Source organism: Bradyrhizobium sp., from assembly GCF_028868675.1.
Lineage (GTDB): Bacteria > Pseudomonadota > Alphaproteobacteria > Rhizobiales > Xanthobacteraceae > Bradyrhizobium.
In genome coordinates, this window is record NZ_JAGWUA010000140.1 from 1 (window position 1) to 12,825 (window position 12,825).

Sequence of the window (12,825 nt, forward strand, 5' to 3'; positions counted from 1 at the left end):
GTGCCGTAGATGTAGCCGTGTTCGTCGAGATGAGCGTCCGCGACGCCGATGGCCAGCAACTCGGCGACGAGCAGGCGGCCGAGATCCTTCTGCTTTTCTGTCGACGGGCAGGTCGGGGATTCCGGATCGGATTGCGTGTCGATGGTGACGTAGCGCAGGAAGCGCTCGGTCACGGTATGGGCGAAGGTGAGGGAGGACATTTCAGGGGACCGCTGGATCTGATCTTCCGGCGGTATACCAGAAAAGCGTCATTCCGGGGGCGAGGTCCCCAGACCGGAACGACGCTCGCGCGTGCGCGACGGAGACGTCCCGTCAGATCGATTCCTTGAGCTCCTTGGACGGGCGGAAGGTGACCTTCTTGCTCGCCTTGATGTGGATGGGCTCGCCGGTCGCGGGGTTTCGTCCGGTGCGCGCGGCCCGCTTGCGGACCTGGAGGATGCCGAGCCCGACGATCCGGATGCGGTCGCCCTTCTTCAGGTGTTTGGCGATCATGGCCACCGTGTCGGTGAGGATGGCTTCCGCGTGCTTCTTGGAAAGCTCCTGGTCGTCCGCGATCCCAGCGGCCAGGTGCTTGAGCGTGATGGTGGTTGGCGCCGCTGCCTTCTTGGCCATGGTCTGGCCCTCCGCGCTGTTCGAATGGCTGGGAAACTCGGGGAACGCCGGGTGAGGCACGAGGGGTAGACGATTCGGGGCGGGACTGACTATGCCCGGGCGAAACAGGACCAGCCGCAGCCACTTGCATCGGCAGGCCGCTCAAGGCGCGCCCATCCCGCTCAATAATTTTAATCTAAGATTCTGAGGAAATTGCCAAAAATGGCGCGAGAGACGGGGCTCGAACCCGCGACCTCCGGCGTGACAGGCCGGCGCTCTAACCAACTGAGCTACTCCCGCATGAGGGCAAAGCCCTGCGGAACGAGGGGGGCTTAAAGGCGCCATCTGTTGAAGTCAAGGATGTTGGGAAACTCCACGAAAACAGCGACGTCCGGCCTGTTTGCAGGGGTTCGACGCCCCGGCTTGCGCGCCCGAGGCAGCGGCCAACGCCTTCTGCGATCCTGGCGCGATGCTGTTCGAGCACCTCCCAAAAAAGCAAAAGGCCGCCCGAAGGCGGCCGTTCGTCCCGAAACGGTCGTTTTCCTCATCGGATCTCGCTGGTTGCCGAGCTCGTCACCACGACCGGCTTGCCGGCCTTGAGGATGTGGGTGGACTGTGCGGTCTGGCTGAAATCGGCGTTGGTGCGGGCTGCGATCCCGAAGGCAGCCACGGCGATACCGGCCATCAGCGCCACCACCACGATCTTCCGGTGCGTCGCACGATCAGCAGAGTGAATGGAGTGGTTCATTTGAGCCTCCCGACGGACTTCGCCGCCGTCTATGGCTCTTTCCTAAAGGCGATCTGTTTCCGGATCGTTTCGCGGGTTCCGCAAAATGGTTTCATTCTGCCGATTCCTCGGTTTCAGGCCCCAGGGGAGGGCTCAGGCCGCTCGCGCGATGTCGTCCCGAATCCAGCGGGCCGCGACCACGAACAGCAGCGCCCCGAGCGTGGTCGTGACTGCCGCGGACAGCAGCGAATAGCGCACCGCATCGGCGCCAAACCCGCCCTTCAGCGCGTCGTTGATCATCCCGACCGCGAGCGGGCCCACTCCCTGGCCGAAGCAGGTGGCAGTCAACAGCACGATCGCCGAGGCCAGCGCCCGCATGCTGGGCTTCGCCACCGTCTGGGCGATGGCGAAGATCGGGCCGAGGTGGAACCCGACCATGAAGGAGGTCAGCGCCAGGGCCGCCACCATGGTGGCAAAACTCGGGGTCACCATGCAGACCGCGAAGACCGGGCCGGCGAGCCCGGACATGAGCGCCGGCGCCCACAGCTTCCAGCGGTCGTCGCGGCGGCTCACTTGCGCCACGACCAACCCGCCGACCAGCGTGCCGGCCATACCGGCGAGGCCCTTGAAGGTGCCGGCATAGGTGCCGATTTCGGCGCTGCTCAGATGATGAATTCGGGCCAGGAATGGCGGAATCCAGACAGCGGTGGCGTAGTTGGTGTAGGTGGTCAGGCAGAAGCCGACGAGGACGACGAGGAAGGTCTTCTGCGAGGCGAGGAAGGCGAGCGTCGGCCCAATCGGCTCGGGCGCAAAAGTCTCGGTGATCGCGCCGCGCTTGGGCTCGGAGATCGACAGCCACAGCACCGCGGCGAGCGCGATGCCGGGCAGGCCGGCGACGTAGAACGCCATCCGCCAGCCATGGTGCTGGTTGACGTAGCCGCCGATGAAATAGCCGAGGAAGACGCCGAGATAGGTGCCGATGGCGTAGATGCCGAGCGCGCGCGGCCGCTCGTTCTTGCCGAAGAGATCGGAGATCAGCGATTGCGAGGCGGGCGTGCCGGCGGATTCGCCGATGCCCACTCCGATCCGCGCCAGCGCCAGCGCCGTGACGCTCGTCGCCGTGCCGCACAGGAACGTCATCGCGCTCCAGAAGGCCAGCGCGGTGGCGACGATGTTGCGCCGGTTGAACCGGTCGGCGACGCGGGCGATGGGGATACCGAGCGCGGAGTAGAACAGCACGAAACCGAAGCCGGCGAGCAGGCCCATGGCGGTGTCGCTGAGCTGGAACTCCTTCTTGATCGGCTCGATCAGCACGTTGAAGATCGTGCGGTCGAGGAAATTCAGGGCATAGATGATGGTGAGCAGCGCCAGCACGTAGTAGCGCCGCGCGGACGGTCTTGCCGCGGCCTGCGCGGCGATTTGCGACGTGACGTCGACCATGGCTTCCCCCAATATCTGTCGTTGACTGCTGGTCGCTCAACGTTCGCGGATGTAGTTCCCCGCTTCGAACGCGACCGGCGGCGCGCTGGAACCGAAGGAGACGCCGATCGGATCGCGGCCCGCAGCGAGCGCCTCCAACTGCTCGCCCAGCATTCGGCGGATCATCAGGATGCCGCGATCGCTCTGGCCGAAATGCTCCTCCGAATGGATGGTCACGGCTCCCTGGCCGACCTGGGCCTCGTAGTCGCCGGGATATTGCTGATGCTCGGCCTCCGTCATGTCCCACCAGAATTTGCCGTTGAATTTCGAGCGCATCCGGCCGATGTCGCCGCTCGCCTTCACCCGGCCCGCGACGTAGATGCGGAACGAGGTGTCGTCGATCGGCAGCGTCCAGCCGATCGACTCGACACGGGCGAATTGCGCGACGCGCGGATTGGGCACGACGCGAAGGGTGGGGAGGACGGCCTCGGTGACGCGATAGAACACCTTGCCGTCGTCCTGCCGGCGGATCGAGCGCACGGTAACGCCGCGCGGCGATTTCTCGAACGTCACCTCGGGAATGGAGGCCATCATGTTGGTGAATTGCGGGCCGCTGAACGAGCCGTGCAGTACCGGCACGTGGTAGGGGTCGACCACGTTCTCGAAATGCTGCAGCCAGTTGCAGGGGATGACGGCGGGGCCGCCGCCGCCGATCGAGGAATCGTCGGCCTCGACGAACTCGCCGGCGTCCATCGTCTCCAGGCATTCGTAGGCCGGCAGCACCGGGCGTTTCGCGGCCGGCCCCATATAGGCGAAGATCAGGCCGTAACGCTCCTCGACCGGGTACCAGGGCTGGCGCGCCTTGTCCTTGAACTGCCCGCCATCGGGCTCGCAGGGCTGCTCGAGGCAATGGCCTTGCGCGTCGAACTTCCAGCCGTGATAGCAGCAGCGGATGCCGTCGTCCTCGACCTTGCCGTAGTAGAGCGTCGTGCCGCGATGGCAGCAGCGGGCGTGCAAGAGGCCGGCGCGACCCTGCCGGTCGCGGAACAGGATGAGGTCCTCGCCGAGCGCGCGTACCTTCCTCGGCGTATCGGTGGCGTCGGAGACGAGCCCGACCGGGTGCCAGTAGCGGCGCAGCAATTCGCCCATCGGCGTGCCGCGCGCGACCGAGGTCAGCTCGGTGCGCGTGCTTGCCGGCTTCATGGCATAGGCCGTGCCGAGTTCGTGGTCCCGCTGGGTGACGGTCATTGGCTCTTCCTCCCCGCCGCGGCATTGGTTGCCTGGTCGTTTTCTGGCGTTGACCAAGTCAAGGGAAGGTCGATGACATTGTCAACGATTTTGCGAAAGCCTCTTAGTGGCATTTGAATGCGATGCAGCACGGACCCCACGCAGCCTTGGCAGACCGTGGCTTTGTTGGCAGAGGTGGCATCATGATGAGCCAGAAACCGGGCAAAGCCGCGCGGCCGCCGTCCGATGCGGACAGAAGCGGATCGCCGGCGCCGATCACCGCGATGCTGTCGTCGCGGCTGATGGTGCTTGCCAATCTGCTCAAGCGCGGCGCCATCCTGCGCTACAAGCGCTTGGCGGGCCTGTCCTCCGTGGAGTTCGGCCTGGTCGCGTCGCTCGGACGGCGTCCGCCGATGAGCGTGGCGCGGCTTGCCGAAGCGGTCGGGATGGACAAGGGCCAGATCAGCCGCGCGCTCGCCGGGCTGGTGTCGCGCAAGCTGATGGCGAAGGCGCCCAACCCCCGGGATAGCCGCGAGGTCCTGGTCTCCCTGACCAGGGCCGGACTCGCGGCGCACGATGCGATTGTCGCGGGCGCGCAGGAACGCAACCGGCGGCTCCTGCAACAGTTGAGCAAGGACGAGTTCGAAGCGCTGCTCGTCCAGATCGATCGCCTGACCGCGACGGCGGCCGCGATGCTGGACGCCGAAAGGGATTTGGGCTGACGTCTCATGAGGGCTGCAGGCGGTGACTCCGATCGGGCACGCGGCGCCGGTCTGCAGGATGTTTCCGCTCCGAGGTCGGTGGGGAATCGCCCCCGTGCAAGCCGGGTCGATTTGCTGCATATCAGCCCGGCGATTCCCGGTCGTCTTGCTGATTTTCGTGTCGGGTTTCCACTGTTCTGGGGGCAGCAAACGGCCTAAAAGCAGCGTGTCTTGCGCCCCTTGGTGCACTGCGCTAAGGCTCAGAACAATTCCAGATCGGAACGAATCCGCAGGCATTCCCGATGCTGCGGGAAAAAGGGCTCGCCAATGAGCGGCATTCTGCAGAACTATCTTCCACTTGTCGTCTTTATAGGGGTAGCGGGCCTGATTGGCCTGGTGCTGCTGATCGCGCCTTTCGTCGTGGCGTTCCAGCAGCCGGACCCTGAAAAAATGTCGGCGTATGAGTGCGGCTTCAACGCCTTCGACGACGCCCGGATGAAGTTCGACGTCCGCTTCTACCTGGTCGCCATCCTCTTCATCATCTTCGATCTCGAGGTGGCGTTCCTGTTCCCCTGGGCGGTGGCGTTCGGCAAGCTCGGTGCGACCGGCTTCTGGTCCATGGTGGTGTTCCTCGCCGTCCTGACGGTGGGGTTTGCCTATGAATGGAAGAAAGGGGCGCTCGAATGGGATTGAACCCCGCAACGCAGTCGGCCGGTCCGCTCGTCGCACCGGCCCCGAAGGGCATCCTGGATCCCTCGACCGGCCGGCCGGTCGGGGCCAATGACCCGTTCTTCCTCGACGTCAATTCGGAACTCTCGGACAAGGGCTTCTTCGTCGCCGCTGCCGACGACCTCATCACCTGGGCGCGCACCGGCTCGCTGATGTGGATGACCTTCGGCCTCGCCTGCTGCGCGGTCGAGATGATGCAGGTCTCGATGCCGCGCTACGACGTCGAGCGCTTCGGCTTCGCGCCGCGCGCCTCGCCGCGGCAGTCCGACGTGATGATCGTCGCGGGCACGCTGACCAACAAGATGGCGCCGGCGCTGCGCAAGGTCTACGACCAGATGCCCGAGCCGCGCTACGTCATCTCGATGGGCTCCTGCGCCAACGGCGGCGGCTACTACCACTATTCCTACTCGGTCGTGCGCGGTTGCGACCGCATCGTGCCGATCGACATCTATGTGCCCGGCTGTCCGCCCACGGCGGAAGCGCTGCTCTACGGCATCTTGCTGCTGCAGAAGAAGATCCGGCGCACCGGCACCATCGAACGCTAAGGTCTTGGTCATGGACGACGGCAGGCTCGACGCCCTGGGGCAGACGATCGTGAGTGCGCTTCCGGGCGCGGCCACCGGTCACACGGTGGCCTTCAACCAGCTCACCGTGGAGGTTGAGGCCGGTAAGATCGTCGAGGTCATGAAGTACCTGCGCGACGATCCGAACTGCCGTTTCGTCAACATCACCGACGTCACCGCGGTGGACTACCCCTCGCGGGAGAAGCGCTTCGACGTGGTCTATCACCTGTTGTCGCCGACGCTGAACGCGCGCATCCGCGTCAAGCTCGAGGCCGACGAGACCACGCAGGTGCCGTCGCTGATCGAGGTGTTCCCGGGAGCCGACTGGTTCGAGCGCGAGACCTACGACCTCTACGGCGTGATCTTCGTCGGCCATCCCGACATGCGGCGCATCCTCACCGACTATGGCTTCGAGGGCCATCCGCTGCGCAAGGATTTTCCGACCACCGGCTTCGTCGAAGTCCGCTACGACGACCAGGAGAAGCGCGTGGTGTACGAACCGGTGCGGCTCAACCAGGAATTCCGCAAGTTCGACTTTTTGTCTCCGTGGGAAGGGGCGGATTATCCGCTGCCCGGTGACGAGAAGGCGAAGCAGTGAGTAGCGAGTGGCGAATAGGGATGTTGATTGAGCGACCAGTCGATCAAGTCGTATCGGGACCTCAGGGTATGGCAGGGTGCCATGTCTCTGGCCGAGTCCTGCTATCGACTGGTGGCTCAATTTCCTCGCGACGAGCTATTCGGACTGACGTCCCGGATCAGGCGAGCCGCCGTGTCCATTCCCGCGAACATCGCGGAAGGGCACGGACGGGAAAATACCGGAAGTCTTGTGAAGTCGCTGCGGATATCGCAGGGCTCACCAAAGGAACTGGAAACTCATCTGCTCCTCGCGGAGCGCGTTGGCATCTTGGCAGCGCCCGAGTTGGAGTTAGCGCTAGGTCGATGCGAGAGCTTGGGCAAAATGGTTCGCGCGTTGATACGTTCTCTGCAGGACAAGTCCACGAAATGACCATTCGCCACTCGCCATTCGCCATTCGCCTCGCAGCAGGAGCTGCGTCATGAACGAGCAAGCCGAAAACCTCCGCAACTTCACCATCAATTTCGGGCCGCAGCATCCGGCGGCGCACGGCGTGTTGCGCCTCGTGCTCGAACTGGACGGCGAGGTGGTCGAGCGCGTCGATCCGCATATCGGCCTCTTGCATCGCGGCACCGAGAAGCTGATCGAGCAGAAGACCTATCTGCAGGCGATCCCGTATTTCGACCGGCTCGACTACGTCGCGCCGATGAACCAGGAGCACGCCTTCTGCCTTGCGGCGGAAAGGCTGCTCGGCATCGAGGTGCCGCGCCGCGGACAACTGGTCCGCGTGCTCTATTGCGAAATCGGCCGCATCCTGTCGCATCTCCTCAACGTCACGACGCAGGCCATGGACGTCGGCGCGCTGACCCCGCCGCTGTGGGGGTTCGAGGAGCGCGAGAAGCTGATGGTGTTCTACGAGCGCGCCTCCGGCAGCCGCATGCATGCGGCCTTCTTCCGTGTCGGCGGCGTGCATCAGGACCTGCCGCAGAAGCTGATCGACGACATCGAGGCCTGGTGCGACCCGTTCCTCAAGGTGGTCGACGACCTCGACCGCCTCTTGACCGCCAACCGCATCTTCAAGCAGCGCAACGTCGATATCGGCGTGGTGTCGCTGAAGGAAGCCTGGGAATGGGGTTTTTCGGGCGTGATGGTGCGCGGCTCGGGCGCGGCCTGGGACCTGCGCAAGGCGCAGCCCTATGAATGCTACGCCGAGATGGAGTTCGACATCCCGATCGGCAAGAACGGCGACTGCTACGACCGCTACCTGATCCGCATGGAAGAGATGCGCCAGTCCGTGCGTATCATGAAGCAGTGCATCCAGAAGCTAAGAGCGCCGGACGGGCAGGGCCCGGTGGCGATCGCCGACAACAAGATCTTCCCGCCGCGCCGCGGCGAGATGAAGCGCTCGATGGAAGCGCTGATCCACCACTTCAAGCTCTACACCGAAGGCGTCCACGTGCCGGCCGGCGAGATTTACGCCGCGGTCGAGGCGCCAAAGGGCGAATTCGGCGTCTATCTCGTCGCCGACGGCACCAACAAGCCCTACAAGTGCAAGATCCGCGCACCGGGCTTTGCCCACCTGCAGGCGATGCACCACATCTGCAAGGGCCATCTGCTCGCCGACGTCTCCGCCATCCTCGGCTCGCTCGACATCGTGTTCGGAGAGGTCGACCGGTGATGGCACAGGCGCCGATCCAGTTCGACCGCGCCTCGGGGGCCATCGAAGGGGCCAACCTGTGGGAGCGGACGGCTGCGCTGGCGCTGGTGACGGGATCGAAGATCTCCTCGCACTTCTCGCACATGGGCTACATCGCCTGCGCGAACCTGCTGCGCAAGACGCTCACCGAGCGCAACATCGCGATCAAGCTCAACTCGGACGCAGTGTTCGAATTTCCTTACGGCGACGGCTACTGGAGCAAGCTGCTCAACCGCTCCTACAACTACGAAGACGAGTTGGACCTGCTGTTCAAGGACTCTGCCGACGTCGACTACATCCTGATCGATTGCGGCGCCAATTACGGCTACTGGTCGGTGCTGGTCTCGAGCCGGCCGTTCGGCTCCCACAAGGCGATCGCGATCGAGCCGTCCGCACAGAACTTTCCGAAGCTCGCCAACAACGCGGAAATCAACGGCGACCGTTTCGATTGCATGAAATGCGCGATCGGCGCCGCCCGCGGCACGGCGCGGCTGTCCGGCACCAAGCATGAGGCGTTCAGCATCGCCGGCGATCCGTCGGAGGGCGGCGAGAACGTCCCGGTGATCGCGCTGGACAATCTGATCGACGATGGCAAGGTCGGGGCGAGCGGCAAATACCTGATCAAGCTCGACGTCGAGGGCGTCGAGATCGAGGCGATCAAGGGCGGCACGCGGCTGCTTCGGGCCGACAGCGTCATCATCTGCGAGGAGCACGGCAGCGACCGTTCGCATGCGGTCTCGCGCTACATCCTCGAAAAGACCCCGCTCAAGCTGTTCGTCTACGATCCGCGCAGCAATCGCATGGAGACGGTGACCGAGCTGTCCATCCTCGATCGCATCAAGGTCTCCACCCACGTCGGCTACAACGTTTTCGGCACCGCTAGCGCATTCTGGCAGGACAGGATCGATGCCCTGAATGCAAAAGCCTCGCGCCGCATGCAGTGAGAGATTGAAGAGATGTCCGTCCGCCGTCTAGCCCCCAAGGAAGTGCAGCCCGCAAGCTTCGCCTTCACGGAAGAGAACCTCGCCTTCGCGAAGCAGCAGATCGCCAAATATCCGGCCGGGCGCCAGGCGTCCGCCGTCATCGCGATCCTCTGGCGCGCGCAGGAGCAGAACGAGGGCTGGGTGTCGGAAGCCGCGATCCGCGTGATCGCCGACATGCTCGATATGCCCTACATCCGCGTGCTGGAGGTCGCGACCTTCTACACGATGTTCCAGCTGCAGCCGGTGGGCAAGAAGGCCCATGTCCAGGTCTGCGGCACGACGCCGTGTCGGCTGCGCGGCGCCGAGGAACTGATCCACGTCTGCGAGAGCCGCATCCATCACGAGCCCTTCCATCTCTCCAAGGACGGCAATTTCAGCTGGGAAGAGGTCGAGTGCCTCGGCGCCTGCGTGAACGCGCCGATGGTGCTGATCGGCAAGGACACCTACGAAGACCTGACCAAGGAGAGTTTCGGCAAGGTGCTGGACGGCTACGCCTCCGGCAATCCGCCGAAGCCAGGTCCGCAGAACGGCCGGCAGTTCTCCGCGCCGATCACGGGTCCGACCACGCTGAAGGAGACGACCTGATGCGCGATCTCGCGGTTCGGGCCAGCGCGACGGGGAGGAGCGGCGCCATGAAGAAATGGGGCTTCATCGCCATGCATGCCGCGGTGGCGAGCGTGTTCATCTTCACGCTGCAGCGCTTTGCGCTGAGCGCGTCGCTGGAATCCAGCCTGCTCTGGGCGCTGATGTTCGGCGGCTGCGCCGCCGGTCTCGCCTACATGCAGGCCAATCGTTGATCGGAAAGCACTGAAATGCTTCAGGACAAGGACCGGATCTTCAAGAACCTGTACGGCCTCCATGACTGGGGGCTCGAGGGCGCGCGGCGCCGCGGCGCCTGGGATGGCACCAAGGCGATCATCGACAAGGGCCGCGACTGGATCATCAACGAAATGAAGGCGTCCGGCCTGCGCGGGCGCGGCGGGGCGGGCTTCCCGACCGGCCTCAAATGGTCGTTCATGCCGAAGGAATCGACCGACGGCCGTCCCAGCTACCTTGTGGTCAACGCCGACGAATCCGAGCCCGGCACCTGCAAGGATCGCGAGATCATGCGGCACGATCCGCATCTCCTCGTCGAGGGCTGCCTGCTCGCGAGCTTCGCGATGGGCGCGCATGCGAGCTACATCTACGTCCGCGGCGAGTTCATCCGCGAGCGCGAGCGCCTGCAGGCGGCGATCGACCAGGCCTACGAGGCCAAGCTGATCGGCAAGGACAACGTCAACGGCTGGCCGTTCGATCTCTACGTCGCGCACGGCGCCGGCGCCTACATCTGCGGCGAGGAGACGGCGCTGCTGGAAAGCCTCGAGGGCAAGAAGGGCCAGCCGCGGCTGAAGCCGCCGTTCCCGGCCAATGTCGGCCTGTTCGGCTGCCCGACCACCGTCAACAACGTCGAGTCCATCGCGGTCGCGCCGGACATCCTGCGGCGCGGAGCTGCGTGGTTTGCCGGCATCGGCCGGCCCAACAATGTCGGCACCAAGCTGTTCTGCATCTCCGGCCACGTCGAGCGGCCCTGCAACGTCGAAGAAGCCATGGGCATTCCGTTCCGTGAGCTGATCGAGAAGCATTGCGGCGGCATTCGCGGCGGCTGGGACAATCTCAAGGCCGTGATCCCCGGCGGTTCCTCGGTGCGCATGGTGCCGGCCGAGCAGATCATCGACACGCCGATGGATTTCGACTCCCTGAGCAAGCTACGCTCGGGCCTCGGCACCGCGGCCGTGATCGTGATGGACAAGTCGACCGACCTGATCCGCGCCATTGCCCGCATCTCCTATTTCTACAAGCATGAGAGCTGCGGCCAGTGCACGCCGTGCCGCGAGGGTACCGGCTGGATGTGGCGGGTCCTGACCCGCATGGCCGAGGGCCGCGCCCACAAGCGCGAGATCGACATGCTGCTCGAGGTGACGAAGCAGGTCGAAGGCCACACCATCTGCGCGCTCGGCGATGCGGCCGCCTGGCCGATCCAGGGCCTGATCGCGCATTTCCGTCACGAGATCGAAGCGCGTATCGACGAATATTCGCGCAAGGCCGATGCCGACGACGTCGGGGTCCGGGATCCCGCTCACATGGTCGCGGCGGAGTAGGACACATGACGAAGCTCATCATCGACGGCAAAGAGATCGACGTTCCGCCGGAGTACACGCTGTTGCAGGCGTGCGAGGCGGCCGGCGCCGAGATTCCGCGCTTCTGCTATCACGAGCGGCTGTCGATCGCCGGCAATTGCCGGATGTGCCTGGTGGAGGTGAAGGGCGGCCCGAAGCCGGTGGCGAGCTGCGCCTGGGGCGTGCGCGACTGCCGTCCGGGCCCGAAGGGCGAGCCGCCGGAGATTTCGACGAAGTCGCCGATGGTGAAGAAGGCGCGCGAAGGCGTGATGGAGTTCTTGCTCATCAACCATCCGCTGGACTGCCCGATCTGCGATCAGGGCGGCGAGTGCGATCTGCAGGACCAGGCGATGGGCTACGGCGTCGACACCAGCCGCTTTGCCGAGAACAAGCGCGCGGTCGAGGACAAGTATCTCGGCGCGCTGGTCAAGACCTCGATGACCCGCTGCATCCAGTGCACGCGCTGCATCCGCTTCTCGGCGGAAGTCGCCGGCGCCCCCGAGATGGGCGCGACCGGTCGCGGCGAGGACATGGAGATCACCACCTACCTCGAGCATGCGCTGACCTCCGAGTTGCAGGGCAATCTCGTCGACATCTGCCCGGTCGGCGCGCTGACCTCGAAACCCTACGCGTTTGCCGCCCGTCCCTGGGAGCTCGGCAAGACCCAGTCGATCGACGTCATGGACGGCCTCGGATCGGCGATCCGCGTCGATACCCGCGGCCGCGAGGTGATGCGCATCCTGCCGCGCATCAACGAGGCCGTGAACGAGGAGTGGATCTCGGACAAGACCCGTCACGTCGTCGACGGCCTGCGCACCCAGCGGCTCGACCGGCCCTATATCCGCGAGGCCGGCAAGCTGCGGGCGGCATCCTGGACGGAAGCCTTCGCCGCGATCGCCGCCAAGGCGGCCCGCACCGACGGCAAGCGGATCGGCGCGATCGCCGGCGACCTGGCCGGCGTCGAGGAGATGTTCGCGCTGAAGGACCTCTTGGCGAAATACGGTTCGACCAACCTGGCGGTGCAGGGTGGCGACGCCTTCGATCCGAAGCTCGGCCGCGGCGCCTACGTCTTCAACCCGACGATCGCCGGCATCGAGCAGGCCGACGCGCTGCTGATCATCGGCGCCAATCCGCGCAAGGAGGCCGCCGTGTTCAACGCGCGCATCCGCAAGCGCTGGCGCGCCGGCGGCTTCAAGATCGGCCTGATCGGCGCCAAGGCCGACCTGACCTACGACTACGATCATATCGGTGCGGGCACCGAGACGCTCGGCGAGCTTGCCGCCGGCAAGCACTCCTTCAGCGACGTGCTGAAGAATGCCAAGAACCCGGTCATCCTGGTCGGGGCAGGCGCGACCTCGCGCCATGACGGCGCTGCCATTCTCGCTGCCGCCGCCAAGCTTGCGCTCGACGTCGGTGCGGTCAAGGACGGCTGGAACGGCTTTGGCGTGCTGCACGAGAC

At 65.0% G+C, this 12,825-nt stretch carries 15 protein-coding genes, 1 tRNA gene and 1 pseudogene; 11 read left to right on the plus strand and 6 right to left on the minus strand.

The window, feature by feature from the left end:
* From KGM94_RS17555 to KGM94_RS17580, 6 genes and pseudogenes are all read right to left on the minus strand, one after another.
* Positions 1–200: pseudogene (locus KGM94_RS17555) on the minus strand (peptidase T); the annotation flags it as partial.
* A gap of 112 nt (positions 201–312) precedes the next feature.
* Entirely contained in the window at positions 313–612 is a 300-nt protein-coding gene (locus KGM94_RS17560) for an HU family DNA-binding protein (RefSeq protein ID WP_300261935.1), read from the minus strand.
* 202 nt (positions 613–814) lie between these two features.
* Positions 815–891 (minus strand) — tRNA-Asp (locus tag KGM94_RS17565).
* A 244-nt stretch (positions 892–1,135) separates the two neighbouring features.
* Positions 1,136–1,339: a hypothetical protein gene (locus KGM94_RS17570; RefSeq protein WP_300261938.1), complete on the minus strand. Its 204-nt coding sequence runs from the start codon at positions 1,337–1,339 to the stop codon at positions 1,136–1,138.
* A 132-nt stretch (positions 1,340–1,471) separates the two neighbouring features.
* Positions 1,472–2,758 (minus strand): MFS transporter, encoded by a 1,287-nt coding sequence (locus tag KGM94_RS17575; RefSeq protein WP_300261941.1) that lies wholly within the window; start codon positions 2,756–2,758, stop codon positions 1,472–1,474.
* A 36-nt stretch (positions 2,759–2,794) separates the two neighbouring features.
* Positions 2,795–3,985, minus strand: a complete 1,191-nt coding sequence (locus KGM94_RS17580) for an aromatic ring-hydroxylating dioxygenase subunit alpha (RefSeq protein WP_300261943.1) — start codon at positions 3,983–3,985, stop codon at positions 2,795–2,797.
* A gap of 185 nt (positions 3,986–4,170) precedes the next feature.
* Here KGM94_RS17580 and KGM94_RS17585 point away from each other — a divergent pair, with 185 nt between their 5' ends.
* The 11 genes from KGM94_RS17585 to nuoG all read left to right on the plus strand — a co-directional run.
* The gene (locus tag KGM94_RS17585) at positions 4,171–4,686 is read left to right on the plus strand and encodes a MarR family transcriptional regulator (protein ID WP_300261978.1); all 516 of its coding nucleotides are present in this window, start codon (positions 4,171–4,173) and stop codon (positions 4,684–4,686) included.
* Positions 4,687–4,992: 306 nt separating this feature from the next.
* Complete coding sequence (locus KGM94_RS17590) at positions 4,993–5,358, plus strand: NADH-quinone oxidoreductase subunit A (protein ID WP_300261946.1); 366 nt, start codon at positions 4,993–4,995, stop codon at positions 5,356–5,358.
* Positions 5,355–5,939, plus strand: a complete 585-nt coding sequence (locus tag KGM94_RS17595) for an NADH-quinone oxidoreductase subunit B (RefSeq protein WP_300261981.1) — start codon at positions 5,355–5,357, stop codon at positions 5,937–5,939. Before KGM94_RS17590 ends, KGM94_RS17595 begins: the two co-directional genes overlap by 4 nt.
* A 10-nt stretch (positions 5,940–5,949) precedes the next feature.
* The gene (locus KGM94_RS17600) at positions 5,950–6,555 is read left to right on the plus strand and encodes an NADH-quinone oxidoreductase subunit C (RefSeq protein ID WP_300261949.1); all 606 of its coding nucleotides are present in this window, start codon (positions 5,950–5,952) and stop codon (positions 6,553–6,555) included.
* A gap of 27 nt (positions 6,556–6,582) precedes the next feature.
* The gene (locus KGM94_RS17605; protein WP_300261952.1) at positions 6,583–6,963 is read left to right on the plus strand and encodes a four helix bundle protein; all 381 of its coding nucleotides are present in this window, start codon (positions 6,583–6,585) and stop codon (positions 6,961–6,963) included.
* Positions 6,964–7,012: 49 nt separating this feature from the next.
* Positions 7,013–8,209, plus strand: a complete 1,197-nt coding sequence (locus KGM94_RS17610; protein ID WP_300261955.1) for an NADH-quinone oxidoreductase subunit D — start codon at positions 7,013–7,015, stop codon at positions 8,207–8,209.
* Positions 8,209–9,171 carry an FkbM family methyltransferase gene (locus KGM94_RS17615; RefSeq protein ID WP_300261960.1) on the plus strand — a complete coding sequence of 321 codons (963 nt, stop codon included), beginning with the start codon at positions 8,209–8,211 and terminating at the stop codon, positions 9,169–9,171. The genes KGM94_RS17610 and KGM94_RS17615 overlap by 1 nt, the downstream gene beginning before the upstream one ends.
* Before the next feature lie 12 nt (positions 9,172–9,183).
* Entirely contained in the window at positions 9,184–9,795 is a 612-nt protein-coding gene (nuoE, locus tag KGM94_RS17620; RefSeq protein WP_300261963.1) for an NADH-quinone oxidoreductase subunit NuoE, read from the plus strand.
* A complete protein-coding gene (locus tag KGM94_RS17625; RefSeq protein ID WP_300261966.1) occupies positions 9,795–10,007 on the plus strand; it encodes a hypothetical protein in 213 nt (70 codons plus the stop codon). Before nuoE ends, KGM94_RS17625 begins: the two co-directional genes overlap by 1 nt.
* Positions 10,008–10,022: 15 nt before the next feature.
* Entirely contained in the window at positions 10,023–11,348 is a 1,326-nt protein-coding gene (gene nuoF / locus KGM94_RS17630; protein ID WP_300261970.1) for an NADH-quinone oxidoreductase subunit NuoF, read from the plus strand.
* Positions 11,349–11,353: 5 nt separating this feature from the next.
* On the plus strand, positions 11,354–12,825 hold a 1,472-nt coding region (nuoG, locus tag KGM94_RS17635; RefSeq protein WP_300261975.1), incomplete at its 3' end, for an NADH-quinone oxidoreductase subunit NuoG.

Bases quoted from the DNA above. Each gene is read 5' to 3' on its own strand.
- KGM94_RS17560 (WP_300261935.1), bottom strand. From the start codon at position 612: ATGGCCAAGAAGGCAGCGGCGCCAACCACCATCACGCTCAAGCACCTG.
- KGM94_RS17570 (WP_300261938.1), bottom strand. From the start codon at position 1,339: ATGAACCACTCCATTCACTCTGCTGATCGTGCGACGCACCGGAAGATC.
- KGM94_RS17575 (WP_300261941.1), bottom strand. From the start codon at position 2,758: ATGGTCGACGTCACGTCGCAAATCGCCGCGCAGGCCGCGGCAAGACCG.
- KGM94_RS17580 (WP_300261943.1), bottom strand. From the start codon at position 3,985: ATGACCGTCACCCAGCGGGACCACGAACTCGGCACGGCCTATGCCATG.
- KGM94_RS17585 (WP_300261978.1), top strand. From the start codon at position 4,171: ATGAGCCAGAAACCGGGCAAAGCCGCGCGGCCGCCGTCCGATGCGGAC.
- KGM94_RS17590 (WP_300261946.1), top strand. From the start codon at position 4,993: ATGAGCGGCATTCTGCAGAACTATCTTCCACTTGTCGTCTTTATAGGG.
- KGM94_RS17600 (WP_300261949.1), top strand. From the start codon at position 5,950: ATGGACGACGGCAGGCTCGACGCCCTGGGGCAGACGATCGTGAGTGCG.
- KGM94_RS17610 (WP_300261955.1), top strand. From the start codon at position 7,013: ATGAACGAGCAAGCCGAAAACCTCCGCAACTTCACCATCAATTTCGGG.
- KGM94_RS17615 (WP_300261960.1), top strand. From the start codon at position 8,209: ATGGCACAGGCGCCGATCCAGTTCGACCGCGCCTCGGGGGCCATCGAA.
- nuoE (WP_300261963.1), top strand. From the start codon at position 9,184: ATGTCCGTCCGCCGTCTAGCCCCCAAGGAAGTGCAGCCCGCAAGCTTC.
- KGM94_RS17625 (WP_300261966.1), top strand. From the start codon at position 9,795: ATGCGCGATCTCGCGGTTCGGGCCAGCGCGACGGGGAGGAGCGGCGCC.
- nuoF (WP_300261970.1), top strand. From the start codon at position 10,023: ATGCTTCAGGACAAGGACCGGATCTTCAAGAACCTGTACGGCCTCCAT.